General features: G+C 55.5%; 26 protein-coding genes. 11 read left to right on the top strand and 15 right to left on the bottom strand.

Annotated features, from left to right (window positions below; all coding sequences use genetic code 11):
• Positions 1–308: 308 nt before the first annotated feature.
• The 6 genes from ABJI08_RS16635 to hisD all read right to left on the bottom strand — a co-directional run bounded on the left by ABJI08_RS16635 (position 309) and on the right by hisD (position 5,648).
• Positions 309–1,445: an alpha-hydroxy acid oxidase gene (locus ABJI08_RS16635; protein WP_348402970.1), complete on the bottom strand. Its 1,137-nt coding sequence runs from the start codon at positions 1,443–1,445 to the stop codon at positions 309–311.
• Between the two features lie 3 nt (positions 1,446–1,448).
• On the bottom strand, positions 1,449–2,003 hold the full coding sequence (gene comE, locus ABJI08_RS16630) for a sulfopyruvate decarboxylase subunit beta (protein ID WP_348402969.1): 555 nt from the start codon (positions 2,001–2,003) through the stop codon (positions 1,449–1,451).
• Complete coding sequence (comD, locus tag ABJI08_RS16625; RefSeq protein ID WP_348402968.1) at positions 2,000–2,506, bottom strand: sulfopyruvate decarboxylase subunit alpha; 507 nt, start codon at positions 2,504–2,506, stop codon at positions 2,000–2,002. Before comD ends, comE begins: the two co-directional genes overlap by 4 nt.
• A gap of 103 nt (positions 2,507–2,609) precedes the next feature.
• On the bottom strand, positions 2,610–3,590 hold the full coding sequence (locus tag ABJI08_RS16620) for an alcohol dehydrogenase catalytic domain-containing protein (protein WP_348402967.1): 981 nt from the start codon (positions 3,588–3,590) through the stop codon (positions 2,610–2,612).
• Positions 3,587–4,348, bottom strand: coding sequence for an SDR family oxidoreductase (locus ABJI08_RS16615; RefSeq protein WP_348402966.1), 762 nt, complete (start codon positions 4,346–4,348; stop codon positions 3,587–3,589). The genes ABJI08_RS16620 and ABJI08_RS16615 overlap by 4 nt, the downstream gene beginning before the upstream one ends.
• Positions 4,341–5,648 (bottom strand): histidinol dehydrogenase, encoded by a 1,308-nt coding sequence (gene hisD, locus ABJI08_RS16610; RefSeq protein WP_348402965.1) that lies wholly within the window; start codon positions 5,646–5,648, stop codon positions 4,341–4,343. The genes ABJI08_RS16615 and hisD overlap by 8 nt, the downstream gene beginning before the upstream one ends.
• A gap of 216 nt (positions 5,649–5,864) precedes the next feature.
• Here hisD and ABJI08_RS16605 point away from each other — a divergent pair, with 216 nt between their 5' ends.
• Both ABJI08_RS16605 and ABJI08_RS16600 read left to right on the top strand, forming a co-directional pair.
• Complete coding sequence (locus tag ABJI08_RS16605; RefSeq protein WP_348402964.1) at positions 5,865–6,893, top strand: LacI family DNA-binding transcriptional regulator; 1,029 nt, start codon at positions 5,865–5,867, stop codon at positions 6,891–6,893.
• Between the two features lie 194 nt (positions 6,894–7,087).
• Positions 7,088–8,221, top strand: coding sequence for an ABC transporter substrate-binding protein (locus ABJI08_RS16600; RefSeq protein ID WP_348402963.1), 1,134 nt, complete (start codon positions 7,088–7,090; stop codon positions 8,219–8,221).
• A 206-nt stretch (positions 8,222–8,427) separates the two neighbouring features.
• Here the strand turns inward: ABJI08_RS16600 and ABJI08_RS16595 are convergent, their stop codons facing one another.
• Entirely contained in the window at positions 8,428–8,667 is a 240-nt protein-coding gene (locus ABJI08_RS16595; RefSeq protein WP_348402962.1) for a cupin domain-containing protein, read from the bottom strand.
• 256 nt (positions 8,668–8,923) lie between these two features.
• On the opposite strand from ABJI08_RS16595, the gene ABJI08_RS16590 reads away from it, so the two are divergent.
• The gene (locus ABJI08_RS16590) at positions 8,924–10,138 is read left to right on the top strand and encodes an acyl-CoA dehydrogenase (RefSeq protein WP_348402961.1); all 1,215 of its coding nucleotides are present in this window, start codon (positions 8,924–8,926) and stop codon (positions 10,136–10,138) included.
• A gap of 72 nt (positions 10,139–10,210) precedes the next feature.
• On the opposite strand, the gene ABJI08_RS16585 is transcribed toward ABJI08_RS16590, so the two are convergent.
• Positions 10,211–10,624 carry a hypothetical protein gene (locus tag ABJI08_RS16585; protein WP_348402960.1) on the bottom strand — a complete coding sequence of 138 codons (414 nt, stop codon included), beginning with the start codon at positions 10,622–10,624 and terminating at the stop codon, positions 10,211–10,213.
• A 378-nt stretch (positions 10,625–11,002) separates the two neighbouring features.
• Here ABJI08_RS16585 and ABJI08_RS16580 point away from each other — a divergent pair, with 378 nt between their 5' ends.
• Positions 11,003–11,287 carry a hypothetical protein gene (locus tag ABJI08_RS16580; RefSeq protein WP_348402959.1) on the top strand — a complete coding sequence of 95 codons (285 nt, stop codon included), beginning with the start codon at positions 11,003–11,005 and terminating at the stop codon, positions 11,285–11,287.
• 7 nt (positions 11,288–11,294) lie between these two features.
• On the opposite strand, the gene ABJI08_RS16575 is transcribed toward ABJI08_RS16580, so the two are convergent.
• A complete protein-coding gene (locus ABJI08_RS16575) occupies positions 11,295–11,720 on the bottom strand; it encodes a MarR family transcriptional regulator (protein ID WP_348402958.1) in 426 nt (141 codons plus the stop codon).
• 112 nt (positions 11,721–11,832) lie between these two features.
• Between ABJI08_RS16575 and ABJI08_RS16570 the strand changes: the two genes are divergently transcribed.
• The 5 genes from ABJI08_RS16570 to ABJI08_RS16550 all read left to right on the top strand — a co-directional run bounded on the left by ABJI08_RS16570 (position 11,833) and on the right by ABJI08_RS16550 (position 18,403).
• A complete protein-coding gene (locus tag ABJI08_RS16570) occupies positions 11,833–12,675 on the top strand; it encodes an FAD binding domain-containing protein (RefSeq protein ID WP_348402957.1) in 843 nt (280 codons plus the stop codon).
• Entirely contained in the window at positions 12,672–15,410 is a 2,739-nt protein-coding gene (locus ABJI08_RS16565; RefSeq protein WP_348402956.1) for a molybdopterin cofactor-binding domain-containing protein, read from the top strand. The genes ABJI08_RS16570 and ABJI08_RS16565 overlap by 4 nt, the downstream gene beginning before the upstream one ends.
• On the top strand, positions 15,400–16,863 hold the full coding sequence (locus tag ABJI08_RS16560; protein WP_348402955.1) for a 6-hydroxynicotinate reductase: 1,464 nt from the start codon (positions 15,400–15,402) through the stop codon (positions 16,861–16,863). Before ABJI08_RS16565 ends, ABJI08_RS16560 begins: the two co-directional genes overlap by 11 nt.
• 275 nt (positions 16,864–17,138) lie before the next feature.
• Complete coding sequence (locus ABJI08_RS16555; RefSeq protein WP_348402954.1) at positions 17,139–17,345, top strand: hypothetical protein; 207 nt, start codon at positions 17,139–17,141, stop codon at positions 17,343–17,345.
• Positions 17,346–17,395: 50 nt separating this feature from the next.
• Positions 17,396–18,403: an AraC family transcriptional regulator ligand-binding domain-containing protein gene (locus ABJI08_RS16550; protein ID WP_348402953.1), complete on the top strand. Its 1,008-nt coding sequence runs from the start codon at positions 17,396–17,398 to the stop codon at positions 18,401–18,403.
• 2 nt (positions 18,404–18,405) lie between these two features.
• Here the strand turns inward: ABJI08_RS16550 and ABJI08_RS16545 are convergent, their stop codons facing one another.
• A complete protein-coding gene (locus ABJI08_RS16545) occupies positions 18,406–19,059 on the bottom strand; it encodes a hypothetical protein (RefSeq protein ID WP_348402952.1) in 654 nt (217 codons plus the stop codon).
• A 545-nt stretch (positions 19,060–19,604) separates the two neighbouring features.
• Here ABJI08_RS16545 and ABJI08_RS16540 point away from each other — a divergent pair.
• Positions 19,605–20,465: a YihY/virulence factor BrkB family protein gene (locus tag ABJI08_RS16540; protein WP_348402951.1), complete on the top strand. Its 861-nt coding sequence runs from the start codon at positions 19,605–19,607 to the stop codon at positions 20,463–20,465.
• Here ABJI08_RS16540 and cls read toward each other — a convergent pair.
• On the bottom strand, positions 20,425–21,834 hold the full coding sequence (gene cls, locus ABJI08_RS16535; protein ID WP_348402950.1) for a cardiolipin synthase: 1,410 nt from the start codon (positions 21,832–21,834) through the stop codon (positions 20,425–20,427). The two genes, ABJI08_RS16540 and cls, sit on opposite strands and share 41 nt — an antisense overlap.
• A 113-nt stretch (positions 21,835–21,947) precedes the next feature.
• Between cls and ABJI08_RS16530 the strand changes: the two genes are divergently transcribed.
• Positions 21,948–23,555, top strand: a complete 1,608-nt coding sequence (locus ABJI08_RS16530) for an AMP-binding protein (protein ID WP_348402949.1) — start codon at positions 21,948–21,950, stop codon at positions 23,553–23,555.
• 7 nt (positions 23,556–23,562) lie between these two features.
• On the opposite strand, the gene ABJI08_RS16525 is transcribed toward ABJI08_RS16530, so the two are convergent.
• The 4 genes from ABJI08_RS16525 to ABJI08_RS16510 form a co-directional block, all read right to left on the bottom strand.
• A complete protein-coding gene (locus ABJI08_RS16525) occupies positions 23,563–24,186 on the bottom strand; it encodes a nucleoside/nucleotide kinase family protein (protein WP_348402948.1) in 624 nt (207 codons plus the stop codon).
• A gap of 150 nt (positions 24,187–24,336) precedes the next feature.
• Positions 24,337–25,395, bottom strand: a complete 1,059-nt coding sequence (locus ABJI08_RS16520; RefSeq protein ID WP_348402947.1) for a methyltetrahydrofolate cobalamin methyltransferase — start codon at positions 25,393–25,395, stop codon at positions 24,337–24,339.
• A complete protein-coding gene (locus ABJI08_RS16515) occupies positions 25,392–26,057 on the bottom strand; it encodes an HAD family phosphatase (protein WP_348402946.1) in 666 nt (221 codons plus the stop codon). The genes ABJI08_RS16520 and ABJI08_RS16515 overlap by 4 nt, the downstream gene beginning before the upstream one ends.
• Positions 26,058–26,060: 3 nt before the next feature.
• The gene (locus ABJI08_RS16510; protein ID WP_348403026.1) at positions 26,061–26,984 is read right to left on the bottom strand and encodes a methylenetetrahydrofolate reductase; all 924 of its coding nucleotides are present in this window, start codon (positions 26,982–26,984) and stop codon (positions 26,061–26,063) included.
• Between the last annotated feature and the right edge of the window lies 1 nt (position 26,985).

The raw sequence follows: 26,985 nt of genomic DNA, 5'->3' as shown, positions 1-26,985 counted from the left end.
TGAAAATCGGTTTTTTGGGATCGGGTTGTTGCGGTCTGTCTTTTCCGGGGCCGCCCTTGCGTGGAGATTGCTGGGAAGGAATGGATTGTGATGGGCTTACATATGGCACGGCACTGCTCCTTTTGGGGTGCAGGTCGGGTCAACGTATGCTGACAGTCTGCACGGGTTTACAGACAGCAGCGTGGCAGGGCCGTGCGGCGTCGTTATGCCGGGTGAGGGGTGTTTTCTTGCCGAAAACGTGCCGATGGTTGTCTTGCCCGTGCCATTTTTGAGGCGGCAGGTTTGCTCGTTTTTCGTGTTGGCGGACGTCAGTTTGAAGATTGTGGCGGGGTGGACAGAGCAGTACTTGTATCGCCGTTCAAGTCAGTCAAACCTACCTGTGCCATGGCGATACTTAGTTCCTGACTGATGACGTCCCAAAGGCGGTTAAGACCTTCTTCGCCTCCTGCGGCGATGGCAAATTGCAGGATGCGGCCCAGAAACACGAATTGCGCTCCGGTGCCCAGCGCCTTGAGCACGTCTTCGCCAGAGCGTACCCCGCTGTCAAAGAAAAGCGGCATGTCGGGGGATACCGCTTCGCGAATACTGCGCAGGGCATCGATGGGCGCGGGCGCGCCTTCGAGCTGACGGGCGCCGTGGCTTGAGACCTGAATGGCATCCACGCCATAGTTTTGCAGTTGCGTGGCATCCTGAGCATCCAGAACACCCTTGACGACCAGCTTACCCGGCCATTTATCGCGCAGACGTTTTAGCGTATCCCAATTTGCCTTGGCGCGGCTTTCGGTGCGATCAAAGGAAAACCCGTCTGCCAGAAAATTGGCCATTTGCGGGCGCCCGGAAGCAAGTGTCTTCAGCGACCATTGTGGGTGCAGGGCAAAGTCGAGAAACTGGCGCGGACCAATGCGGAACGGCATGGTGAACCCGTGACGCAGTTCTCTTGGACGACGGCCAACTTCGGGTACATCTACCGTCAGAACCAGAGTTTCATAGCCAGCCTGTTGGGCGCGGTCGACCAGCTTGAACGTGCCTGTTCCGTCGCCGCTGAAATAAAGCTGGAACCATGCGTGGCCTTCGGCGGTTTCTATCAGGTGTTCCATCGGGGTCGAGGCAACGGTTGAAACGCCAAGGGGAACTTTGTGGCGGGCTGCAAGCCGGGCCAGCATCAAATCTGCGCCCGGCCCGGAAAGATTGCACATGCCCATGGGTGCGATCCCAAACGGTCTTTGCGCGGGGGCGCCAAAAACTGTGCTAGTTAGCGACCGGTCTGCCACGTCCCGTAAGATGCGGGGACGCAGGCAGAGAGCATCCAGGGCGGCGCGGCCCCGGGATGCGCCGGAACCCGCGCCTGCGGTGCCATCAATATAGTCAAACACCATCCATGGCAGGCGGCGTCGTGCGAGACGCCGCGCATCTTCGCTGGAATGAATATGCGCGGCGCGTGTCATGGATCAGGCCTGAACCGCTTTCATAAACCGATCACGGATGACCACCGGATCCATAGTGATAACGGGCATCTTGGCATTTCCGCTCTCACATTTGCTGACGATGATGGTCATCTTGCCACCCTCTAACGCATCCTGAACTGCGCGCCCGGTGTCTTCGGCTTTGCATTCAACCACGTTTTCACAACCACACGCCGATGCCACGTCGGCAAGCGAGGTCTTCATGCCTGCATAGGTCGGTTGATCACCAGTGGACCCATAAGAGCCATTATCAACGATCAGCAGGATATAGTTGTTGGCAACGTTGTTGGCGATTGTCGGCAGTGTGCCCAAATTGGTCAGAACGGACCCGTCGCCATCAATAACGATCACCGGCTTAGGTTGGCTCAGCGCAAGTCCCAGTCCGATAGATGAGGCAAGACCCATCGTTCCCAACATGTAAAAGTTGTTGGGTTGGTCATCGATGGCGTGCAGTTCCTGACTGGGAATACCGATGTTACAGACCACAAGATTGTCGCGCAGGATCGGGGCTATCTCTTTGAGAATTTCAGAACGGATCATTGGTCGCCGTAGCCTCCCCAGAAACTGGCATCGGTCAGAATGGCGACCGGTTTATTGCACATAAAAGTGTATTTCAGGATCGCGTCGAGTTCTTCGACGTCTGACTGGTTATGGAAGTGGTAGGTTGGGATGTTCAGCTGTGCCAACAGCGCTTTGGTGTGCACCGCCATTTCGACCTGACAGGCAACAGGTTCGCGCAGCTCTCCGCGATAGCTGATCAGCATGGGCAAGGGCATGCGGTAATACTGGATCAGCGTGGCCAGCGTGTTGATTGTCACGCCAATTGCGGTGTTCTGCATGATGATGGCGGGGCGTTTGCCGCCCATCCAGGCACCTGCACACAGGCCCATGCCTTCGTCTTCTTTGTTGGACGGAATGTGAAAAATGTCGTCACGCTGTTCGAGGTCGTCGATCACACCGGCGAGCTGTTTGCACGGGACGGTCGTGACAAAGGAAATGTCATTTGCGACCAGATCATCCGTGATCTTTTTGGAAATATTCATTGGTTCAGGTGGGTCCTTATCGTGTCTTGAGGAATTTGGGTAAGGGATTAGTGTTGAACTCCTGGAACAGGCGCGGGCAACCTGGCCGGCGGTTGATGATGTGTCAGGCCCAGGGATCGAGGATAATTTTTGGGGCTGCGATTTGGCCCGACCGCAGGGCGGCAAAGGCAGCGGCCCCATCTTTCAAAGCACGGGTTTCGATCCAGTCCAGATCGCCAAGGCTGCCGTCAAAAATGGCTTGTGCCGTGTTGCGGAAATCCTGAGCGGTATAAACGTAGGTTCCAATAAAGGTGATCTCCTGAAGCGTCATGCGGCGGATATCGAGTCCACCCATGTCTTCGCCCAGACCTATATGTGCCATGACGCCGCCGGGGCAGGCCAGCTGAGACGCGGTCGTGCGGGTTGCGGCGTAGCCAACCGCATCAATGACAATAGAATATTGGCCGGTTGCCGATTGAGCGGCTTTTTGAAGGCATATGTCGTTCAGAAAGGCGCGGCGCGCATCATTGGGTTCGACGATTGTAATGTCCTCGACTCCCATGGCGCGCAACGCAAGGGCTGCAGCAAGGCCAATTGCACCGCCGCCAAGAACCAAGGCGCTCTGGTCCATTGCCGGATGTAACGCCTCAAGCGCCAGTTTGACCGCGTGCCAACCAACGGCCAGCGGCTCGGCCAGCGCTGCCTTTTTCAGCGCCACATGGTCCGGCACAGTCACCAGATTTTGCGGCGGCATGGCGACATATTGGGCAAACGCGCCTTCGCGGGGCGGCATAGAGATGATCTGACGTGTCGGGCAGAGGTTTTCGCGCCCGTTTTCGCAGGCATAGCATGAACCGCAGGTCACCAACGGATTAATGGTGACACGTTCGCCATCGCGCGCGCCGCCAACGATGACCCCTGCCGCTTCGTGACCCAGTATCAACGGGGCAGGGCGGCGGTCATCATGCCCCAGATAGGCATGCATGTCAGACCCGCAAATTCCAACGGCGCTGATGCGAATAAGCTGTTCATCCGGGCCCGGTGTCGGGTCGGGCACATCGCGAAACGTCAGCGTTTCGACACCTTCATAAACAAGCGCTTTCATTTGGCGGTAAACCCTCCGTCGACCATAAGTGTCTGGCCGGTTACGTATGCTGATGCGTCAGAGCACAGGAAAATCAGTGGCCCGTCGATGTCTTCCAGCTGCCCGTTGCGACCAATGCAGGTTTGTTCCGCGTTAGACGCGGCGCGTTTTGCATCCGAAAAGACCTTGGCCGTCAGAACTGTCGGAAAGAATCCCGGGCCAATGGCATTGGCCGTAATACCGTGAGGCGACCATGCCTCGGCCATGGCGCGGGTCAGCTGGGCAATCCCGGCTTTTGACGCGCCATAGGCGATCCCACCGGGAAAGGCGCGGCTGGATTGCAGGGAAGCAAAGTTGATGATCCGCCCCCAGCCTTTGGATTTCATCGCAGGTACAAGCGCCTGACTGAGAAAGAAAGGCGCCGACAGATTGAGCGCAAGCGTCGTGTCCCAGCCTTCTGACGTTACGTCGTCGGCGGCTTGGCGGGTGTTGATCCCGGCGGCGTGCACGATGATGTCCGGTGCTCCAAACGGTGCAGATATGGCGTTTCTTAGGTCATCAACAAAGGCGCGGTCTGCCACATCGGCAACAACCACAGCGGCGGCGGGTCCGATTTCTGTCTGCCATTGGGTCAGCGCGTCCTGTCGGCGTGCCACACCGACAACATTTGCGCCTGCAGCGGCCAATGCAGTGGCGGCTTGCTGTCCCAGCCCGGAGCTGGCGCCAGTCACGCAAGCGACCCGACCTGAGAGGTCAAACAGGGTACGCGGATCAACCATTTGCGGTCAGATCAAACTGTTCATCGGGGAAGTATTTGGCCAGACGCACATCGGCGGCACGCGCGTGTCCTTCCATACCTTCGAGCCGGGCAATACGCGCCGTGGCCTCGGCAACGGGTTTGGAACCTTCGCGCGTGGCACGCTGCCAAGTGACGATTTTCATGTATTTGTGAACCGAAAGGCCACCGGTATAATTCGCGGCCCCTGAGGTGGGCAGAACATGGTTGGTGCCTGCAGCCTTGTCCCCATATGAGACCGTGGTTTCCTCGCCCAGAAACAACGAGCCATAGCAGGTCAGGCGGTCAAGCCACCATTCAAGGTCTTTGGCCTGCACAGTCAGGTGCTCCGGGGCATAATCGTCAGAGGTCGCCGCCATTTCTTCGCGATCGGCACAGAGAATAACCTCAGCATAATCGCGCCATGCCGCCGCAGCATTTTCGCGGTTAATCTCGGGCAGATCCGCGATAAGATCCGGCACTATGTCGATGACTTCATTGGCGAGTTTTCGATTGTCTGTTACCAGCCAGACAGGTGAGTTGTAGCCATGTTCCGCCTGACTGACGAGGTCGGTTGCCACGATATGCGCATCAGCGGTTTCGTCAGCAAGGATCAGGCTGTCGGTTGGGCCAGCGATCATGTCGATACCGACACGGCCAAACAAAATGCGTTTGGCTTCGGCGACAAACTGATTGCCAGGACCCACCAGAATGTTGGCCTTGGGCAGGCCGAACAATCCAAACGTCATGGCGGCAACGCCCTGAACACCACCCATGGCGATGATCTTGTCTGCGCCGCAAATATGCGCGGCATAGACAATGGCCGGGGCGATGCCGACGCCCGGGCGCGGCGGCGAACAGGCGGCGATGTGTTTGCAACCTGCAACCTTGGCGGTGGTCACGGTCATTATCGCGCTGGCAACATGGCTGTAGCGTCCACCGGGCGCATAACAGCCCGCCGCATCCACGGGGATCGCCTTTTGCCCTGCTATCAGGCCAGGCACGACCTCATATTCTACATCCGCAACAGTCGATTTCTGCATTTCGGCAAAGCGTTTGACGTTGTCATGGGCGAACAGAATATCTTGTTTGAGCTTTTCGGGGACCAGGGCACAAGCCGCTGCGATTTCTTCCGGGGTCAGCACGATATTGCCGTCGTATTGATCGAACTTCGCGGCATATTCCAGCGCGGCTTCATCGCCTCCAGCCTCGATATCCGACAGAATTTTTACCACCGTGTCATGCACATCTGATGCGTCTGATTTTGAGGTCAGGGAGGCCTTTTTTAGGTATTCTCGAGCCATCTTGGATTGGTCCTATTTGTAGATGTCTGGCAACAAAGTTGTGGAAATCGCTGGCACATAGACATTTGATCGGTCTCCCTCGTCAGGAGTGGTTTGCTGGCCATGTAAGCGCTTACATATGGATAATGCAAGCGTTTACATTTTGAGGCAAGTGATTGCATAATCCACTTAAGTTACAAATTTTAGGCTATAGCCCCACTGAGAATAGGTGAAACTATGTCAGCACCGCTTGCTATTCCGACACTGAATGACGTTGCCAAGGCCGCAGGTGTGTCGACAGCGACGGTTTCACGTTGTCTGAATTCGCCGGACCGTGTGATTGATTCGACGCGTGACAGGGTGATGCAAGCCGTTCACGAGCTTGGTTATTCGCCAAATTTCGGCGCGCGGGCAATGGCGTCCAGGCGTACAAACACGATTGGCGCCATCATCCCAACCATGGAAAACGCAATTTTCGCGCGGGGTATTCAGGCATTTCAGGAAGAACTGCGTCAGAGTGGATATACGCTTCTTGTGGCCAGTTCGTCGTATCGCGAGGACATCGAAGAGGAGCAAATTCGCACGCTGGTGTCACGTGGCGCGGATGGGCTTTTGTTGATTGGTCACAGCCGTGATCCAGAGATCTATAAGTTTTTGGCGACGCAAGGCGTTCAGGCGCTGGTCGCGTGGAGCCATAACGAAGGTGCCAAACTGCATTCGATTGGGTTCGATAATCGTGCGGCAATGCGGACGTTGACCGAAAGCGTGCTGGAAAAAGGGCATCGCCGTATTGCCGTGGTGTCCGCGAAAAGGACGGGCAATGATCGCGCGCAGCAGCGGATATTGGGCGTAATGGATGCTGTGGCGGCGGCTGGAATGGATTCTGAGGCCACAACGATTTTTGAAACGTCGTACGGGATTGAAACCGGCGCACTGGCCTTTGATCAACTAATGGCATTGGCAACGCCCCCAACAGCCGTGATTTGCGGCAATGACGTTCTGGCGGTGGGGGCTATGAAGCGCGCGCGCGAGCTTGGTTTGATTGTTCCCAGTGACGTTTCCATTACGGGATTCGACGATATCGAACTGGCCAGAATTGTTGTGCCAGCTCTGACAACTGTACATGTGCCACATCGTGAGATGGGCACAAAGGCGGCCAGAATTCTTATGGACATGGTCGAAGGGAAAAGCGGCGGACAAACGGAAAAGCTGGATGCGGATGTGCGTTTGCGCGGTTCTTTGGGGCCGCCTGCGGATTTGTCATAGTTTCGAAGTTTTACGGCTCGTCTGGCTGCGGCGGGTAACAACGGTCGATATTTGGTAAAGTACCGAGCAATTGGCAGACCATGGTGCGCTGCAACAATTGTCCCGGGCAAAACACATGATTTTCACGCATCCCAAAGCTTGACCTTAGGCAGCTGAGTTGACCACAGTTAGACCCATAAAACAGGGAGAGCGATATGAATTTCAAAACGTTGACAATTGCGGCGATGATGGCCGGGTTGGCCATAGGCGCGCAGGCTGACGTAAAGGTCGGCATGATCACCACTTTGTCGGGTGGCGGTGCCGGTCTGGGCATTGATGTACGTGACGGGTTTATGCTGGCGGTCAAACAGTCCGGGCGCAGCGATCTGGAGGTTGTCATCGAGGATGATCAGCGCAAACCGGATGTGGCCGTGCAATTGGCGGACAAGATGATCCAATCCGAAAAAGTGGATGTTCTGACCGGGATCATCTGGTCAAACCTGGCCATGGCTGTGGTTCCGGCAACGACCGCGCAGGGAAAATTCTATCTGTCTCCGAATGCCGGACCATCGGCGCTGGCGGGCAAGGGTTGTCATCCGAATTATTTCAACGTCGCATGGCAGAATGACAATTTGCACGAGGCTGCAGGCGCGTATTCCAATGATGCCAGTTTCAAAAACAGCTTTATATTGGCCCCGAATTATCCGGCGGGCAAAGACGCGCTGACCGGGTATAAACGCTTTTTCAAAGGTGATCTGGCCGGCGAAGTTTATACCAAACTGGGACAGACCGATTATGCGGCGGAAATTGCACAAATCAGGGCCAGTGGCGCCGATAGCGTATTTTTCTTTCTACCCGGTGGCATGGGGATTTCGTTCCTCAAGCAATATGCAGATAGCGGCGTCGATCTGCCGGTTGTCGGCCCGGCGTTCAGTTTTGATCAGGGCATTCTGCAGGCCGTTGGTGGCGCAGCGATGGGTGTGAAGAACACCAGTCAGTGGAACAAGGATATCGACAACGCGGCCAATAACGCCTTTGTCGAGAGTTTTCAGGCTGAATACGGGCGCTTGCCGTCGCTCTATGCCAGTCAGGGTTTTGACACAGCCAATTTGTTGATGTCAGCCATGGACAAGGCGGATGTTGGCGATGCGGATGCGTTCCGGGCGGCGCTGAAGGCAGCTGAGTTTGAATCAGTTCGCGGTGATTTTGCCTTTGGGTCCAACCATCACCCAATTCAGGATATCTATGTGCGCGAGGTTATTAAAGAGGGCGATGTTTACACAAACAAGATCATTGCTACAGGTCTGAAAGGTCATTCAGATGCCTATGCGGGCGACTGCAAAATGTAATGAATTAAGGGCGTCGGGGCGTGAAGCTCCGATGCCGGTATCAGCCTTTCAATAACACTGGCGCGGTTTTCTTTTGCGCCAATCCCACGACTTTCATGCCTTCAAGCGGTTTCATGAAAGCCCCTTATAAATAGAGTGGTGTGCAGGCCGAAATAAATTCGGCGGGATGTTCTGTGAGATTGCGAATCCAGTGTGGAGCGCGGCCGTTAAAAAAGAAACGCGTCTCCGGCACGTAAAACACGTGTTTCTGGGCCGGCTGTAACTTCAATTTCGCCGAAAACAACAATGCCACTTTCGCTGATGTCGTGGCTAAGCATGGCGTCACCAGTATCAGAGCCTGGTGCAAGGAAATCGCTAATGCTTAACCCCATGCCGCCAAGGATTTTGCGCAAGCTGGTACACGACGGGCTGGAATGGTTGGCTTGATCATGGAAATCTCTGCTCAAAGGGCACAGTTGTAGTGTCGGCCAACTGCCATTGAAACAAATCATGCAAGTTACGCAGTGTTTTTAACCGATTGCCAACGTCAAACTCTTTTGTCACGCGGAATTATCATCCAAGGTTTTGGCAGGGATGACCGATTCCAATCAGATTCGCATATTTTTCCTATTTATGCTCAATAAATTGAGCGATAGACGAAATTAACGTCATCGGGATCCGGTTTCGGGCTCGTTGATACTTGGATGAGAAGAGGAGGTCTTCATGGCCAAAGATCTGGCACCACAATCACGTCCCGAACTGGGGACGTTCAATTGGGAGGACCCGTTCCTGCTGGAAGCCCAGCTGGAAGAAGATGAGCGTATGATCCGTGACGCGGCGCGGGCTTATTGTGAAGAGAAACTTGCACCGCGCGTAGCGACAGCTTTTGAAGACGAGGCAACCGACCCTGCGATTTTTGCCGAAATGGGCGAGATGGGGCTTTTGGGCACAACCATCCCCGAAGCGTATGGCGGCATCGGAGCGGGATACGTTTCCTATGGCCTTGTCGCCAGAGAGGTCGAGCGTATCGACTCGGGTTATCGGTCGATGATGTCGGTGCAAAGCTCGCTCGTGATGTATCCGATTTACGCCTATGGCAGCGAAGAACAGCGTAAAAAATATTTGCCCAAACTGGCGACCGGGGAATTCATTGGGTGTTTTGGGTTGACGGAACCAGATGCCGGGTCTGATCCGGCAGGCATGAAAACAACTGCACGCAAGAGCGATGGCGGCTACGTTCTGAATGGTTCCAAAATGTGGATTTCCAATTCTCCGATTGCGGATGTGTTTGTTGTCTGGGCCAAATCAGACGCGCATGGCGGCAAAATCCGTGGGTTTGTTCTGGACAAGGGCACCAAGGGCCTGAGCGCGCCCAAAATTCAGCACAAGGCCAGTTTGCGCGCGTCGATCACGGGCGAGATTGTGATGGACAATGTCGAGGTTGGAGAAGAGGCGCTTTTGCCGGATGTTGAAGGGTTGAAAGGGCCGTTCGGGTGTTTGAACCGCGCCCGTTTCGGCATCGCATGGGGTGTCATGGGGGCGGCTGAGTTTTGCTGGCATGCGGCCCGGCAATATGGGCTGGACCGCAGGCAATTCAATCGCCCGCTGGCGCAGACCCAGCTGTTTCAGCTGAAACTGGCGAATATGCAGACGGAAATTACACTGGGGCTGCAAGCCGCGTTGCGGGTCGGGCGGTTGATGGATGATGCCAATGCAGCGCCCGAAATGATTTCCATGATCAAACGGAACAATTGCGGTAAAGCGCTGGATATTGCGCGCATGTCGCGGGATATGCACGGCGGTAATGGCATCAGTCTTGAGTTTAACGTGATCCGACACATGGTGAACCTCGAAACCGTCAACACCTATGAGGGCACGCATGACGTACACGCGCTGATCCTTGGGCGGGCCCAAACCGAGCTTCAGGCGTTTTTCTGAGTCGCTTTCCTGCGGGGCCTAACGCTGGCTCCGCAGAGTTTTGGTTGCGGCGTAATCTACAGTTTCGCGGTCTTACGTCCCCACCACGCCAAACTTGTCACTCACGTCTTCAATTGTGAACCAGCCCGGCCGGACATCGGTCAGACCGTCCTGAACACGGCGATCAAAGGGATTGCTATGGCCACCGCCACGCTGCGTGCGCACATGCACCCGGCTGCGATGTTCAAGCGGAATGTCCTGTTTTTTGGAAGATGTCTGGGTGTGCATGGCGCACCGTTCCGGTGAACGACAATCTTGTTCATTGTGCCATCGTCTCCCCTCCATAAAAACGGCGCCCAGCGCAAATTGCGCCATCATTTCCCGTATAGATGCCGTCAGACTGGGCATTTTCTTCAGCGATGACGGGTGAAATGGTAACGCGGGAAAACTGAGGTCTATCTCGCCACGTTCGAATTCGCGGCTCCCAGAAACCAATGCGTGGTCCATGTTGATATGGGTGTCGAGCCATATTTTGCGCAGTAGGTCCGTCCCGCGCCAGTCATGATCTGGATAGCATAGTTGTGCGGAAAATGGAGCGTCACAGGCTCGCGTCCGCTCTCAATCAAGGCTGTGCCGCCAAGGGTACAGATAGTTCATCCAACGGTTTAACGACAGCACCGTTGCAAACCATGTGCTCGTGCATTTCCAACCGCAGATTGTGGGCGGCAGAGGGAGAACTTGCTGGTCATGCCATTTGGATACGGATATGTTCTGTGACCCTGCTCTAGAATATCGCGAAATTTGTGTGCAGTGATCAGCCCGGTGCGTGAAGTCTTGAGCTCAAGAGACGGAATTTGTGGTTGTGGCTGTGCATTGCACAGTCAGGTGGAGCGTGTTTTGTGGGGGATCGATTTGTCTGATCCGACAAACCGGTTTTTTGCAGACTTCGCGATATTTGCGACTAGTTTTCTGGCCAGTTTGCGGTCGGCGCAATCGTCGTTCGGTCGGGCCTCGATCACCATTCCTGAAAACGAAAAGCGTGCGGGTATGTCGGGACTTGGTGTCTCTGGGCGTAAAATTGGCGCAGTTTTTCTGTCGAAAAAATATTTTATAAATTTTTTATATGGTTACGACTTATTGTTCAGGTTTTTTGGCATCGCGTCGGCATGATGCCAGATCAGATCAACTTGCTCAGCAGCGTCAGGAAAATCGTCTGTTCGCCCTTGCTTAGTGGGGCGAGCGTTGCTTTGGTGATCTGATGGGCCTTGGGGATAAGTGTTTCATAAAGTTCCCACGCTGTCGCGGTTGGTCTGAGCAGGATACGGCGTTGATCATTGGGGTCAGCAGCATTGTGGATGTACCCTTTGCGCCGCAAGCGGTCCACCACGCCTTTGATCGTGGCGGCATCCATGGCTGTGGCTCGTCCAAGCGCATTCTGAGACGTTTCCCGCAATTCACAGAGCTTGAACAGTGCGGCGAACTGGGTGGGGGTGATGTCGTCGATATGATCCGAAAACAATGCCTGATGGCGTTGATTGGCCCGGCGCATCAAAAAGCCAACCTGAGTGTCCAGAACATAGTCTTTTTTGGCGGAGTTTGTCATTTCTTCTTCCAGGTCAGTGCGGCTTTTGTTGACAGATTTTGTACGTTGCCGCAAAATCCATTTGCGTACAAACAATATCGAACGTTCTCGAACAAAGTAAGGAGACGGCAGAATGGGTATTTATCATCGCCCCTGCAACCTGAAAGATGCATTGGCGATCTTGTCCACGGGCAAAGTGACGTTGGCCGCCGGGTGCACCGATCTTCTTCCGGCCACCGAACGTCAGGCATTGGCGGGGTCTGTGTTAGATATCATGGCCATTCAGGATTTGCAGGGTGTGACAAAAACTTCCCAAGGCTGGCGTATCGGTGCCGCGGCCACGTGGCGTGATGTTGTACGCGCAGATTTACCCCCGGCGTTTGACATGCTCAAGGCGGCAGCGCGTCAAGTTGGGTCGCTTCAAATTCAAAATGTCGCAACGGTTGCTGGCAATCTTTGCAATGCATCCCCCGCAGCCGACGGTGTGCCACCCTTGCTGGCGCTGGACAGCAAAATTGAACTGGCGTCTTCAGGGAGCACGCGTTTCGTGCCACTTGCAGAATTTGTGACCGGGGTGCGAAAGACAGCGATGCGGCCAGATGAGATGGTTGTTGCGGTGCATATTCCGGCCGGGTCGGGGGAAGGCATAAGCGCGTTTCGCAAGCTTGGCGCGCGGAAATACCTTGTGATCTCCATTGCCATGGTTGCTGCGCGGCTGGTGGTGCGGGACGGCGTTATTCAAAGCGCTGCCATTGCGGTTGGCGCGTGTAGCCCGGTGGCACAACGGATGGGAGCGCTTGAGGCGGCGTTAGTTGGCAGGACGCTTGCGGGTTGTGACGCGGCGGTTCAACCCGCGCATATCACTGGAGTTTTAACGCCCATTTCGGATGTACGGGGCAGCGAAACCTATCGACTTGATGCAGCGCAGGAACAGATCCGGCGTGTATTGCGTGATCTGGCAGGAGGGGTGTCATGAAGGACGGTGCTAATATCGACATTCTGGTGAACGGAGCGCGACGTGAGGTCAACGCAGCGCCCGGTCGTAGATTGTCTGACGTATTGCGGAACGATCTGGGGCTGACGGGCACTAAAGTAGGGTGCGATGCGGGTGACTGTGGCGCGTGTTCGGTGTTGTTGGACGGTGAAGTGGTCTGTGCCTGCCTGACGCCGGTCGCCCATGTGGGCGCGCGTGCTGTTGAGACCGTTGAAGCCTTGGGTGAGCCCGGTCCGGATGCATTGCAACGGGCCTTTTTGCGCCACGGCGCGGCGCAGTGTGGGATATGCACGCCGGGCATGTTGATGGCGGCGACCGCCCTTATCCGGCGCACACAAACATCGTCACGCAGTGAAGTCGAGGAGGCGTTGGCGGGTGTTTTGTGTCGCTGCACCGGATACACCAAGATTGTCGATGCCGTGATGGACGTGGCGGCGGATAAGGCGGGGCCTTCTCCAAAACGTGGCGCGGCAATCGGGGTCAGCGTTGAGCGGCTGGATGGGCTGCCCAAAGTGGATGGCACTGAGCTTTATGGTGCGGATGAAGGACCTAGAGACGCGCTCTGGGTGCGCGCCATTCGATCACCGCATGCGCGGGCGAGTTTCGCTTTTGGTGATCTGGAAAACTGGGCGTCTGATCGGGAAGTGATTGTGTTCAAGGCGTCGGATATTGAGGGGCAAAACAGTTTTAGCGTAATTCGCGCCTATGCCGACCAACCAGCCCTGGCGGAAAAAGAAGTCCGCATGCGGGGAGAGGCGGTTGCCTTGGTCGCGGGCGAACAAGATGTGATGTCTGATCTTGATCTGGCGGATTTTCCGATCAGTTGGGAAGTTTTGAATGCGCTGACCACTGTGGCTGAGGCGTGCAAGGAAGATGCGCCGCGCGTTTTGGAGGATCGGCCCGACAATTTGCTGATCGCAGGGCATGTGAAACGGGGTGATCCATTGGATGCTCTGGCGGGATCTGCGCATGTGGTTGAGCGCACAATGGACACTGGCTATGTCGAGCACGCCTATATCGAACCCGAGGCCGGGCTTGCATGGATGGACGGTGATGTTTTGAATATTCGGGCCTGTACGCAGGCGCCGGTGATGGATCGTGATGAAACAGCCCTGATTTTGGGGTTGGAGGCACAACAAGTGCGTATCCGGCCTGCGGCAACGGGCGGCGGGTTTGGCTCCAAGCTGGACGTGTCCTTGCAACCGTTGATTGGTCTCGTGACATTAAAGACCGGACGCGCGGCGCGCATGGTTTACACGCGACGCGAAAGTATGATGTCGACCACCAAACGCCATCCCTCGCAAATGTCGGCACGAATTGGCACGGACGCCGAGGGGCGACTGACTGGCATGTGGTTTGACGGGGATTTCAACACTGGTGCCTATTCCAGCTGGGGTCCGACTGTGGCGGTACGGGTTCCTGTGCACGCGTCCGGGCCCTATGCGGTGCCTCACTACCGCGCCAAAGCACGCGCGGTGCACACCAATGGGCCGGTGTCGGGCGCTTTTCGTGGCTTTGGTGTGCCGCAGGCCGCGATCCTTCAGGAAACCCTGTTTGACGAGCTGGCTGAGGCGGCCGGTTTGGACCGGCTGGCGTTTCGGCGCAAAAATGCGCTGATGGACGGGCAGGCCTCGGTTTGTGGGCAGGTGTTGCAGGGCGTTGGCATCGGTGAATGTCTGGATGCGTTGAGTCCTGTTTGGGATGCGGGGTTGGAGGCTGTCGCGCAGCACAATGCGACGCATCGGGATGTTAAACGCGGGCTGGGGGTGGCCAGCTGCTGGTATGGCTGCGGGAATACGGCGCTACCTAACCCATCGACGGTTCGGATTGGCGTGACCTCTGACGGCACAATTGTATTGCATCAAGGCGCGATGGACATTGGTCAGGGTGCCAACACGGTCATTGCGCAGATAGCGGCGGATGCGTTTGGTATACCGGTACATCAGTTGACGTTAGTGGATGGTGATACCGATATAACACCCGATTGCGGAAAAACCTCTGCCAGCCGACAAACCGTGGTGACAGGCAAGGCAGCAATGCTGAGCGGTCAGGCTCTGCGAGCGCAGGTGCTGGCAATGACCAATATGGGCAGCGAGGCTGAGCTGACGTTTGAGGGCACGCAGATTGTGGTTAGGGACGGGGATCACTGCGCCAGGATCGCATTGGAGAGTTTGCCCGAGGGCGCACATGGTTATGTGCTTCAGGCCGAAGAAAGCTATGATCCACCCACCAGCGCGTTGGACGAAAACGGGCAGGGCACACCCTATGCGGTCTATGGCTATGGCGCGCAAATGGCCGAAGTCGAGGTTGATATGAAGCTGGGCACGGTGCGGGTGATCCGTATCATCGCTGCACATGATTTGGGTCGTGTGATCAATCCGCTTTTGGCAGAGGGACAGATCGAGGGCGGTATCGCGCAGGGTCTGGGGCTGGCGTTGATGGAAGAGTACATTCCCGGGCGCACCGAGAATTTGCATGATTACCTAATCCCAACGATTGGAGATATGCCGGAAATTAAGTCGATCCTAATCGAAAAACCTGATCCAGAGGGACCTTACGGGGCCAAGGGGCTGGGCGAACATGTTTTGATCCCAACCGCGCCGGCAATATTGAATGCGATCCGTCACGCCAGCGGTGCGCAGATCACAAAACTGCCTGCCCGACCGGATCGTGTGCTTGCCGCAATAAAAGAAGCAGGAAATGATCATGAGCGGTGACACGGACGGCGCGCGCAGAACTCGCGAAGAAAAAATCCGCTGCGATGCCTGTCCGGTGATGTGCTATATCGCTGAGGGCAAAATCGGGGCCTGCGATCGCTATGCCAACCAAGGCGGGCGGATCATTCGATGTGATCCCCTGACTGTGCTGGACAAGACAATTTCCGACGGTAAGGAAATTCGCCCGTTTTTGAAGTCAGAGTGGGATGGACGCCTGGCGGGCGACGATCTGTTTGTGACTGCCGTTGGTTCTGGCACAACTTATCCTGATTACAAACCGGCGCCGTTTTTGGTTAGCCGCGAAGTGGACGGTGCAGAGTTTGTGACCGTCGTGACCGAAGCGATTTTCAGCTATTGCGGGGTCAAAGTTAAGATCGATACCGACCGGCATCTGGGCCACGAGGGCGCGGTCGTGCGCCATCTGGGTGAAGCCGTAGGGGTGATGATCACAAGTGAGTACGGCTCTCAGATGATGTCTTTGGGTGGGGTGGATCACCTGACTGGAGGATCCAAGACCGAGGGGCGCGTAACATGCGACGTGTTGATGCGCTTGTGCAATTGCGAACTGGTCGAGCTGAGTGTTGAAGATGGTGCGACGGTTGGCGTGCAGGCCGGCCAGCCACCGATCGTGGACGGGCAACGTGAAGAACGGATGCGGGTGGGTTGTGGATCGGCGACCATCGGAATGTTCGCCAGTCAATGGAAGGAGTTGGTCGACGAAGTTGTTGTGGTTGATGATCATATCACGGGTGTTGTCAGCGAACATCAGGCTGGAAAAGTGATCGACTGGCCGTCAACCGGCATTCGTATAAAGGGGCGCAGGTCGACGCCGGGGCGTTATTTTCAGGTGGCCCAGCCCGGACTAGGATGGGGCGGCACAGATGTTCAGGATCCATTGACCATTCTGGGGGAGTGGTTGCCCAAAAAGGGTGCCCATGCAGGGTTGAACATGTTGATGGTGTCCACTACCGGCGAGCAATACGGATATTACGTGTTGAATGAGGAGCTTGTGCCAATTGAGCAGCCCTTGCCCGAGACGCTGAAGGGAGCAGTGGATCTGATTGCGGAAAACTGTGAACCGGCATTGTGTACTGTGATGTTCATGGGTGGCGCCGGTGGGTCATTGCGTTCTGGTGTGACACGCAATCCTGTGCGGTTGACTCGGTCTGTACAGGACCGACGCACGAAGGTGACAATTGGAGGCGCAGAGGCCTTTGTCTGGCCCGGTGGCGGCATTACTTTGATGGCTGATGTGACCCAAATGCCGGACAATGCGTTTGGGTACGTGCCAACACCCGCGATCGTTGCGCCGTTGGAATTCACCACGCTGCGGGCAGAATTTCGATCGCTTGGCGGACATGACGCGTCTGTGCGTGAAATACGCGATGTGTTGGAGAATGGTGGTGAGTATGGCAATCAGGTGCGGGCAGTGCCACCGGTCGGGGACGTTTGAGGAAAGCCGCCCAAGGTTCTCTCAGATTTGATCCGCGACGGCTGCGGATGACGTCGCGCAGATTGTTTGCGCGTTCGGCCCTGTTCGGAGCTTGGCTGCGTTAGGATGACGCGGGCGCTGTCAATCCTTGAGCACAGCGGACGCCATACCGTCGCTCGGCCATTGTTGCCTTGGTAAGACAACCCAATTGCCGGGCGCTATGTTGCCGCTCTTGAAGCTGCGATAGACGACCTCAAGCTGCTGGGCCCGGTGTTGACCGACTGGTTGGTGACGCGATGGGCGGCAGCGAGAGGGTTGAAGGTTATGGTAAGGCCAGGCTGATCGGTGAGGCGAACGAGCTGGAGGATATGGCGCAGTGGTATGTTCAGGGCAAACATGCCATGCGCGAAGGCTGGGCGAGACCAAAGCGATTATGCCGTGTTCGATGGTGTGACCGGCGAAGACGGGTTGCGGTGATTTGTCTGACGTATCGCTGGACCTAAATGCGAAGAGCAGGTTATCGTTGTTTAAACGCGATTAGAGGTAGAGATATTTGGCTGGGTATATTCGAGCATCGGTTATTGAGGGGCTCGACAAAATTGCAGAGCGTGAAGGACAAAGCCTGACCGTCATTCTGGCGCGGTATGGGCTGGATAAATCGATTTTTCGCGCGCACGAAACCGAAATTGATTTTGAGGATATGGGCGCGCTTTTGGAGGATTGCGCGCGGGCTTGGAACATACCAGATATCGGAATCCAATTGGCGCGGTTGCATTCGCTAGAAACGTTGGGCGTCGTCAGCCTTGTGACGCGCATGGAGACTAGCGTACGTGGGGCGGCGCAGGCCATGCTGCGCAATCAGTTTCTGCACACCAACGGGGTTGTCACAGCGTTGCGCGAAATTCCACAGGATGGGTTGGCTGAGGTAACCTATTCTCCGCTGAGCATAACCCGACCCCGGCAAGCGCGCGAATTGTCGATGGTGATGGGCATGAATGTATTGGCGGAACTTGCCGGGCGTCGCCCTGACATATTGTCGGCCGAGGTAATGTTTGCAGCACCATTGGGCAAGGATCATCTGTCGGCTGAACTTGGTTGTCCTGTGCGTTATGGCTGTAACAGCTATTCATTCATGTTTCGCAGCGATGTGTTGGATGTGCGTCTCAAGAAACAGGACGTCGCCTTTCACCCGATCATTCGCCGGTATTTGGCAGAGATTACCGCAGAAAAAGGTGTTGCCTTTGCGGAAACAGTAAGCTTGGAAATCTTTCGGCAATTGTCGCTTGGCGTCTGTTCACAGGACAAGGTCGCAGCCGCTTTGCGTATGCAGCCACGATCTTTGCAACGCAAATTAAAGCAGGAAGACACCAGTTTCAGGGAAATTCTTGATGAACAGCGGCGCCGACGGTCGCTGGCGTTGGTTCAGCAAACCGACCTGCCGTTGGGTGAAGTCGCGCTGGCAGTTGGGTACTCTGACCAGACCGCGTTTAATCAGGCATTTCGGCGCTGGTTTGGGCGCACACCGCTGAAAGTGCGGCGGCACGAAGGTTTGGCGGCCTGAATTCAGCCTGTTCTTCCATAATTGGCGAAGCTTTTGTCTGACGTGACGATCCAATCGCGCCACGCATGTTTCCAAGAACCAGAAAATTCGACAGCAGATTGCAACACTTGAGCCCGATCGGCGCTAATAGTGTCTGACCAGAGATAGCTTTCTGGTCCACGCACAAGGCACAAAGATGGCTCGTGTGGCAGCCGTACTGCGGTGGACAAAAGCTCTTGAAATTGAATCAAGTCATCGGATTCTTCGCCAATCACACACATATCTCGGGGGGCTTGTGTCAAAGAAGTGCGTGGCGTGCGCTCATGAACAGACAAGGATGGCGCTAACAGAGTGAAACTCGCGACCTGTGTCGTGCTTTTGTTTTCACGGGCGCAATACGTGAGCCATTTGAACGCAGGAATGGCACCCGAACCAAGGCTGACCAGATGGATTTTACCTGCATCCGGTGTGGCCGAGCCGATCAGAAGATCAAGATCACGCAATATGGGGTTGAAACGCTCTCCGCCGCCGGCCTGCCATTCGCGGGCCCACTGAATAACATAGAGATCACGCTGGATGTCTGACATCAAAGGGGCGAGATGCATAGGCGCGATTAGTCGCCGTGCGCCGGGTGACTGAGCAAGATCGGAGATCACGATCACAGGTGCCTGGGCCATGCGTGACTGTTTGCCAAGGCGCACAAGGCGGCAGGTTCGGGCGCTGCCTGCGAGTTCGCTGTTCAAATAATCCAATGGTGGTATTGGGGGCATCCCTGAGGTTTCCGTTTCATAGCTTTGACGATCCAAAACGACCGCAACTGGTTTTCGTGACGTCTGCACGAACACCTGTTCCGCTGCCCCAAATCGCAACGTCGCCTGACATTATCGATTTGGGGCAGGGGCAACTGCTCGACACAGAATGAGATTCAATTGCACTGACCAAAGAAATTCGAACAGGTGAAGACATTGACGCCGTGAGTGGTCGATCTGGCGAGAAGAAAAGTGATTTTTTTCATGTAGTTAGTTTAAATTCGTCGGTGCGAAGAGTGTTCCTGTTGTTGCTGTTCAACAAGAAATGGGCATGGGGCGCGGCCATATCTTTGGAAAATACGATCCGTTTTTTGCTCCACATGCCGAATTCGATCTGGTGTCGAATTGCGGTCGCGGCTTGACCGGCGCGAGCGGCTGGGGCCTATATGCGGGACACACGGGTTGGGGCGATTATGAAACTATATTGGGTGACATTCTGGGAGGCGTTGAAACGCTTTGGCGACAAGGGTGGATTTGTGCGGGCCAGTCACATGTCGCTTTCGATAATGTTGGCGGTGTTTCCGTTTTGCATTTTTGCATTGTCGCTGGCCGGAATGCTGAGCGCAGAGACTGATGTCGATGACCTGATTAACTTTGTTCTGGGATCCTGGCCTGAAACGATATCCAGCCCGATCGAACAGGAATTACGCGCGGTTCTACAATATGGCGGCGGCACTGTGACGCTGGGCGCGATATTGTCGATTGTGTTCGCATCCAACGGGGTGGATGCCATTCGGCTGGTGATCACCAGCGCCTATCGCGATGATGATCAGCGCCCGTTTTGGAAGACGCGGTTGTTGTCGATCAGTTTTGTACTTGCCGGAACGATGTTGATCATTGCTGCCGGGATGTTGGCGGTGTTTGTGCCCCTGGTGCTGCATTTCTTCGGCGAATGGGTGCCTTGGCTGGAAAACTCAATTTTGAGCAATGACCAGTTTCGGACAGCCGTGACGGCGATCATTTTGCTGTTTGCGGTTTATGCTTGTCACCGATGGTTGCCGGGGGTGCGCCATTCAGATCGCTCACTGGCACCGGGGATCATACTGACAGTGATTTTCTGGGATTTGGCGTCGCGTGGATTTGCCTTTTACATCGGATCTTTTTCGACGTACTCGGCAACATATGCGGGGTTGGCCGGGATTATGTCAGCTTTGGTCTATCTTTATATGATGGCGGCAATTTTCGTGTTCGGGGCTGAATACAACGGGCGTCTGTTCGATATCCAACGCAAAGCTACAGAAGCGGAGCGAAAAGACGGGCAAGAGGTGCGGTGAACCGTATCCAGTAAGGTTGTTCGGTGATCTTCTTTCGCAACATTGTGGCGCGGGCAAAATCGTCTTCCAGCATGATCTCAAAATCTTCGGCCACGGAAGGCTCAAAGAACATTGCCGTCTCCTCGAAATTCAGTCGGCACGAGCGGCTGTCGAGGTTTAATGTGCCCACGGCGGCAATGGAATCGTCTATCAGCACTACTTTTTGGTGCATAAAGCCAGTGTCATAGAGCCAGAACTGAACGCCTGCGTCGCGCAGTTCATCAAAATAGGCAAAGGCCGCAAGCCACGTGAGCCAGTGATCCTTGTTGGCAGGCACCAAAATACGCACATCCAACCCTTTGAGTGCGGCCAGTTTGAGCGCGGTTGTAATGTCTGGATCTGGAACGAAATAGGGCGACGCAATCCAGACGCGATCGCGCGCCGCCGCAATACAGGCGTTAAAAAAGAGGTTGCCGGTTTCCATCTCGTCGGCTGGCCCGGTGCTGAGCAGCAGCGCATCATGGTTGTCTTCGGCGGGAGCGGAGGGCCAGTCGATCTTGTTGTAAAGATATTCTTGTGTGGCCCAATGCCAGTCTTCGCAAAATGCGAGTTGTAGTTGCAAAACAACCGGCCCGTGCAGGCGGCAATGGGTATCACGCCAAGGCCCGACGTTCGCATCGCGCCCCAGATATTCGTCACCAATATTCAGACCACCGGTGAAGCCGGTTTTTCCATCCACAACAACAGTTTTGCGGTGATTGCGAAAGTTCAGCTGGAACCGCTTGGTCGGCCCGCGCAGGGCGTTGGTATCATAGATGCGAATGCCCAGATCGCGCAGGTCTTGGACATAGCTGTTTGGCAGGCGCGAACATCCAACTGAATCGTACAGAAAACAGACGCTTACACCGCGATTTACGGCTGCGATGAGGTGCGTTTTCAGCGCGCGGCCAATCTGGTCGTCCCGCACAATGTAGGATTGGATCAGGACATATGACCGGGCTGCATCAATGGCCTCAAAAATCGCATCAAATGTTTCTTCACCGTCGATCAAAAGATCCATGGAGTTGCCGGACAGGATTGGGCTGGATGCAATTTTTTCAAACGCGATAAAACCGCGATTTTCCACGTCTTCCTTGGGAGGAAATGCCTTTCTCGCAGTTTCTACACCGGTCAGAATTTCCTGATATTCGCGCCGGGCTACGACATAGCCTTTGATCCGGGAATGGCCCAGAAACAGGTAACTGATAATGGCGATATACGGCGCAGACAGCAGGAAAACGACCCACGCGACGGCACCCTGAGGCGTGCGTGACCATGCAACAGCCCGAAGCGCGAGATAGATGGCAAGGGCTTCGGTTGCGATCAGGAAGAGTACAAAGAAGGACGTCACAGATGGGCTCCTGTTTGGTCCACGCTAGCCCATAGCACGAACACTGAAAAGAGCGCGCGATTGCGTATGCGTCAACGTTCGCTAGGATATCGTCAGTCGGGAAGGATTTTGACATGAGCAATTTTATCGGAACGTTTTTTGCACAAAGCGCTGCACGGGCTGGAGACACCGAGTTTTTGGTTGTGCCACAGGACGAAAACCGGAGTTACCATCCGGACGGCTACGTTATCTCATTCGCACAAGCGACTGAAATTGTTGGTGCTTGGGCGCATGCATTTCGTGAGGCGGGGTATGGGCATGGCCATCGTATTGCTGTCTTGCTTGGCAATCGACCAGAGATGCTGTTGCTGAAATTGGCGCTTGCAGAATGCGGGATCAGCTGGGTGCCGGTGAACCCGGACTATCGCCCCACCGAAATAGCGTATTTGTTGCAGGACAGTCAGGCGGTGTTGGCGATTTCTGCGCCTGAATTGGCTGGCTTAATGCGGGCTGGATTAAAGGAGAGTGAAGGCTCGATTGATCTGATCGAAATGCACTCTGACTTGCCGGATTTACCCAAAGCGCGTGCGATGTCACCGCGAACCGACCCGGTTTCCGGCGAAACCGAGGCTAGTTTAATTTATACGTCGGGCACGACCGGGCGTCCCAAGGGGTGCATTCTGAGCCACGATTACGAAGTTCAAATGGGCAAGTGGTATGCATCCTGTGGTGGAGACATTCGGTTTAAGACCGGTGAAACAAGGGTTTACTGCCCATTGCCCGCGTTTCATGTGAACGCTGCGGTTCTGTTGTTGATGTGTGTGATCGACCAGGGCTGCACCCAGATAATCCCGGAACGATTTCGTGCCAGCGCGTGGTGGCGCGAATTGGTTGAGACAGAGGCCACGGCCGCGCATTATCTGGGGGTCATCATTCCGGCATTGATGAACCGAGACATTGAACCATATGAAACAAAACATAAAATTGAATTTGCGGTTGGGGCGGGTGTAGAACCGACGATACATCAGGCGTTTGAGGACAGGTTTGGCTTTCCGTTGATTGAGGTATGGGGCATGACTGAAATGTGCCGGATATTGGCGGATTGCCATGCGCCACGGTCTGTGCATACGCGCGCCATGGGACGTCCACAGGCTGGGCTTGATGTGCGGGTGGTTGACGAAATGGATACCGAGGTGGCGCGCGGCACGCCCGGAGAAATGGTAATTCGGTATGACGCCAACACACCGCGAAAGGGCGCGTTTTCCGGGTATCTCAACCTGCCCGATGCCACAGAAGACGCATGGCGTGGGGGGTGGTTTCACACTGGCGACACCGTGGTCATGGATGACACTGACCTGATCACGTTTGTAGATCGCAAAAAGAATATCATTCGCCGCTCAGGTGAGAATATTGCCGCCGCAGAGATCGAGGCCTGTCTGCAGGAACACGCCGATGTTGAACGGGTGGCTGTGATCGCGGTGCCGGACAAAATGCGCGATGAAGAGGTGATGGCGTGTGTTCAAGCAACCGCAACCACTTCGCCAGAGTTGGCAGAAGCGCTATTTTCGTGGTGTTTCAAGCGTTTGGCCTATTACAAAGCGCCCGGATGGGTGCGGTTTGTACCGGAAGTTCCTGTAACGGGAACACAGAAAATTCAGAAACACGCGCTGTTTGATGTGGACGAAGATCCTACGGCCGCTGCGTTTGATTTCAGGTCACGCAAGAAACGTGGGGCGCTGTAATCGCGCGTTAAATGGTGATGTCTGCGGACAGTGACGCCGCATTGACCAATCTGGCGTTGGGCAAATCGTTGCCTTCCGCTTTTTGGAGAGCTGTTTCTTTTGAAAGACCAAGGGCTTTCCATCGTGCAATCAAGCGGCCTGTTAGGATTTCTTCGGGTACATTCAGGCGGATGCGAATATCCCAAAGTGCATTCAGATCCCGCCACACGGGCGCGTCGTACAATAGGTAATTGCCCTCGACAATCACTGTGTCACATGTTTCCAAAAGCTCGGCCGCCCCTGCAATCGCAATATCACGTTCGCGGTCAAACTCGGGGTAAATTACAGAAGGTTCGTCTTTCATCCGGCTGATAAGGTGAAGAAATCCGAATGCATCAAACGTTTGGGGCGCGCCTTTGCGATTCAATAAATCCCGTTCTTCTAGCAGGCGATTGTCGAGGTGAAAGCCGTCCATTGGCACTACTTGTGCGACGCGATCACGGTCTGTCAGAACTGTGGCCAGCGCGGCAGCCAGTGTCGATTTTCCGCTGGCTGGCGGGCCGGCCAATGCGATCAGCGTGCGACGCCCTGACGTTGGTGCGGCAAGAATTTGATTGGCGAGGTTTCCTGCAATTTCAGTGATTTCGACCATCTTGCGCAATTTCCATTAGCCCGGATTGGCCAAGTGTGTCCTAAGCTGCGAACGGGATCAACGGTGTTATCAAAGAGTTTATAAGAATGAAAAAGGCAGAAACGCCCGGTTGCGTTTCTGGCTTTGTTTCTTGATGAGCGGGGCGCTCTACTAGGCCCGGCGACGGCGGCGGCCTCCACGGCCTCCTCGGCCACCTTCTTCTCCGGGTTTGGCGGGTGGTTTGTTAAACCGGATCCATGCGCCGCCATGCGGATCATTGTCGGTCAGAAAATTGGCTGCGCGGATGGCTTCCATTTCACTGCCAGCACGCGGTTGGGTCGAGCCAATGCCAAACATCAGGCAAAACGCTTCGTCATCCATGTCTTCGGGCAGGATGATGCCAGCGGCGGCAACTTCGGCCTTTTTCTCGGCCAGCTTTTTTGGACCCACGGGCAGGGCAATCGGGTTCATGATGGCCGACGTCATGCCTGCGCCCATTGCCATTGGCAGGAAGGCGTTGTTGATGCCGTGGCGGTTTGGCAGGCCAAACGAGATGTTGGACGCTCCGCATGTGGTGTTCACGCCCAGCTCTTCGCGAAGGCGGCGCACAAGCGCAAATACCTGCAAACCGGCAGTGCCCATGGCGCCCACGGGCATCACCAGCGGGTCAACCACGATGTCATGCGCAGGAATGCCGAAATCGGCGGCGCGCTGAACGATCTTTTTGGCAACTTCGAACCGAACATCAGGGTCTTCGGAAATGCCGGTGTCGTCGTTGGAAATGGCCACAACCGGCACGTTGTATTTCTTGACCAGTGGCAGGATCTGCTCAAGGCGTTCTTCTTCTCCGGTGACAGAGTTGAGAAGCGGGCGACCTTCGGCAATCTTCAGACCCGCCTCGAGCGCGCCGGGCACGGAGCTGTCGATGCACAAAGGCACGTCCACAAGGCCTTGAACAAGATCGACGATCTTGCTCATCAACGGTGGCTCGGTTTCGTTGGGGTTAGGGTTAGAGTTATAAACCACGCCCGCATTGATATCGAGCACGGTGGCACCGGCGGCGACCTGCGCGACGGCGTCTCTTTCGACGGTCGAAAAATCGCCTGCTTCCAGTTGGGCGGCCAAAATCTTGCGCCCGGTGGGATTGATCCGTTCGCCGATGACGCAGAATGGTTCGTCAAACCCGATGACGGCGGTTTTTGTCTTTGATTCAACGATGGTGCGGGTCATGCGTGCACTCCAGTTTCTTTCTTGAGGATCCGGGCCAGGCCAGGATCGTTAAAGTCTTTTGCAGTTTCGTGGGCACCCGCCTTGCGCAGGGGCATTTCGTCCAGCGAAGAGCGGATACCAATAACAAAGGCGCCTGATGCCACAGCGGATGCGATGCCCGGGGGGCTGTCCTCAAACGCGATGCAGTGCTCAGGAGCCGCTCCGAGGCGAGACATCGCCTCGAGGTAGGGATCAGGGTGTGGTTTGCCGCGAACGCATTCCTCGCCGATGATAAGCGTGTCGAAGAGATCGTGCATTTCGATCGCATCAAGCATAGCTTTGGCATTCGCGCGGGGTGCGTTGGTGACGGCGGCGGTTTTCCAACCCTTGCGGCGGGCCAGAGTCATGACATCGCCAAGACCCGGCATGGACGGATAAGGACGCGGCAGGCGGCGGCGAAACTCGGCTTCTTTGATATCAGCGAGCGCCGCCGGGTCAGGGGCATCCGGCGCGAGGTCGCCAAATATATTGGCGTTGGTCCGACCGAGGATGTTTTTCGCATAAAACGCCTCGTCCACGATATGCCCGTGCGGTGCCAGTAGATCGGCAAAAACCTTGATATGGATCGGATCGCTGTTGATCACAGTCCCATCAAGGTCAAATAGCAGCGCACGGATGTCCATCGTTTAGCCGTTCACCGGGGTGCCAGAGGCGCCACCATTATCGATCGCCCAGCTGGCGTTGGTTTTGATGCCACCCAATGGGAAGAAGTGCACCTTGTCGATGTTGAAATCCGGGTTAACCGCTTTGTGGTTGGCCAGTTCGGTCACAATGTCGTTGGGTTCATACGGCAACAACAGCTTGGTGACATCCATGGCGCGTTTTTGCAGCACCTTGAGCGATGGGCCGACGCCGCAGGCAATGGCGAATTTGATCAGGGTCTGCAGTTTGGCCGGTCCCGCGATACCAATGTGGATCGGGATATCGATACCAGCCGCTTTAACCCCGTCGGCCCATGCGATGATGGGTTTGGCGTCAAATGCAAATTGCGTCGCGATGGCCATGTCGGCATCTGTGCGTTGTGAAAAATCCTGTTTCCATTCCAGCGCCGCATTCACATTGGCATATCCACCAGTCGGGTCGATGTCTTTGTTGCCTTCCGGATGACCCGCGACATGCAGACGTTTGAATCCCGCCTTGTCAAACAACCCGGTTTCCAAAAGCTGCATTGAGCTGTCAAAGTCACCATGCGGCGTTTCAACGCCACCGGCCAGCATCAATGCCTGATCGACACCGGCTTCGCCCTGATACATCGCGATCCAGTTTTCCAAAGTCGCGGCATCTTTGATAATACGCGCGGGAAAATGCGGCATGACCGGATAGCCGTCATCGGCAAGGCGTTTCGCGGTCGCAACCATCTCTTCGATGGGGGTGCCTTCGATGTGGGCGATGTAAACGCGGGTGCCGGCGGGCAATAGCGCCCGGAAATCTTCGACCTTGGCCGCCGTGCGCGGCATCACCTCAATCGAATAGCCCTGCAAAAAGGCTTCGACCTCGGGCGAGGTGGTTCTGACCTCGTCAGTTTTGCGCTTGAAATTCAACAAAGCCATT

It is taken from the genome of Shimia sp., assembly GCF_039969785.1.
In the GTDB taxonomy this organism is placed as follows: Bacteria; Pseudomonadota; Alphaproteobacteria; order Rhodobacterales; family Rhodobacteraceae; genus Shimia.
The sequence above is the reverse complement of the archived record's forward strand: the minus strand, read 5'-3'. Positions and strand labels throughout refer to the sequence as shown.

What these genes read in the sequence shown, in the direction of transcription:
- ABJI08_RS16635 (WP_348402970.1), bottom strand. Translation starts at nt 1,445, where the DNA reads ATGACACGCGCCGCGCATATTCATTCCAGCGAAGATGCGCGGCGTCTC.
- comE (WP_348402969.1), bottom strand. Translation starts at nt 2,003, where the DNA reads ATGATCCGTTCTGAAATTCTCAAAGAGATAGCCCCGATCCTGCGCGAC.
- comD (WP_348402968.1), bottom strand. Translation starts at nt 2,506, where the DNA reads ATGAATATTTCCAAAAAGATCACGGATGATCTGGTCGCAAATGACATT.
- ABJI08_RS16620 (WP_348402967.1), bottom strand. Translation starts at nt 3,590, where the DNA reads ATGAAAGCGCTTGTTTATGAAGGTGTCGAAACGCTGACGTTTCGCGAT.
- ABJI08_RS16615 (WP_348402966.1), bottom strand. Translation starts at nt 4,348, where the DNA reads ATGGTTGATCCGCGTACCCTGTTTGACCTCTCAGGTCGGGTCGCTTGC.
- hisD (WP_348402965.1), bottom strand. Translation starts at nt 5,648, where the DNA reads ATGGCTCGAGAATACCTAAAAAAGGCCTCCCTGACCTCAAAATCAGAC.
- ABJI08_RS16605 (WP_348402964.1), top strand. Translation starts at nt 5,865, where the DNA reads ATGTCAGCACCGCTTGCTATTCCGACACTGAATGACGTTGCCAAGGCC.
- ABJI08_RS16600 (WP_348402963.1), top strand. Translation starts at nt 7,088, where the DNA reads ATGAATTTCAAAACGTTGACAATTGCGGCGATGATGGCCGGGTTGGCC.
- ABJI08_RS16590 (WP_348402961.1), top strand. Translation starts at nt 8,924, where the DNA reads ATGGCCAAAGATCTGGCACCACAATCACGTCCCGAACTGGGGACGTTC.
- ABJI08_RS16585 (WP_348402960.1), bottom strand. Translation starts at nt 10,624, where the DNA reads ATGGACCACGCATTGGTTTCTGGGAGCCGCGAATTCGAACGTGGCGAG.
- ABJI08_RS16575 (WP_348402958.1), bottom strand. Translation starts at nt 11,720, where the DNA reads ATGACAAACTCCGCCAAAAAAGACTATGTTCTGGACACTCAGGTTGGC.
- ABJI08_RS16570 (WP_348402957.1), top strand. Translation starts at nt 11,833, where the DNA reads ATGGGTATTTATCATCGCCCCTGCAACCTGAAAGATGCATTGGCGATC.
- ABJI08_RS16565 (WP_348402956.1), top strand. Translation starts at nt 12,672, where the DNA reads ATGAAGGACGGTGCTAATATCGACATTCTGGTGAACGGAGCGCGACGT.
- ABJI08_RS16560 (WP_348402955.1), top strand. Translation starts at nt 15,400, where the DNA reads ATGAGCGGTGACACGGACGGCGCGCGCAGAACTCGCGAAGAAAAAATC.
- ABJI08_RS16555 (WP_348402954.1), top strand. Translation starts at nt 17,139, where the DNA reads ATGGGCGGCAGCGAGAGGGTTGAAGGTTATGGTAAGGCCAGGCTGATC.
- ABJI08_RS16545 (WP_348402952.1), bottom strand. Translation starts at nt 19,059, where the DNA reads ATGGCCCAGGCACCTGTGATCGTGATCTCCGATCTTGCTCAGTCACCC.
- ABJI08_RS16540 (WP_348402951.1), top strand. Translation starts at nt 19,605, where the DNA reads ATGAAACTATATTGGGTGACATTCTGGGAGGCGTTGAAACGCTTTGGC.
- ABJI08_RS16530 (WP_348402949.1), top strand. Translation starts at nt 21,948, where the DNA reads ATGAGCAATTTTATCGGAACGTTTTTTGCACAAAGCGCTGCACGGGCT.
- ABJI08_RS16525 (WP_348402948.1), bottom strand. Translation starts at nt 24,186, where the DNA reads ATGGTCGAAATCACTGAAATTGCAGGAAACCTCGCCAATCAAATTCTT.
- ABJI08_RS16520 (WP_348402947.1), bottom strand. Translation starts at nt 25,395, where the DNA reads ATGACCCGCACCATCGTTGAATCAAAGACAAAAACCGCCGTCATCGGG.
- ABJI08_RS16515 (WP_348402946.1), bottom strand. Translation starts at nt 26,057, where the DNA reads ATGGACATCCGTGCGCTGCTATTTGACCTTGATGGGACTGTGATCAAC.
- ABJI08_RS16510 (WP_348403026.1), bottom strand. Translation starts at nt 26,984, where the DNA reads ATGGCTTTGTTGAATTTCAAGCGCAAAACTGACGAGGTCAGAACCACC.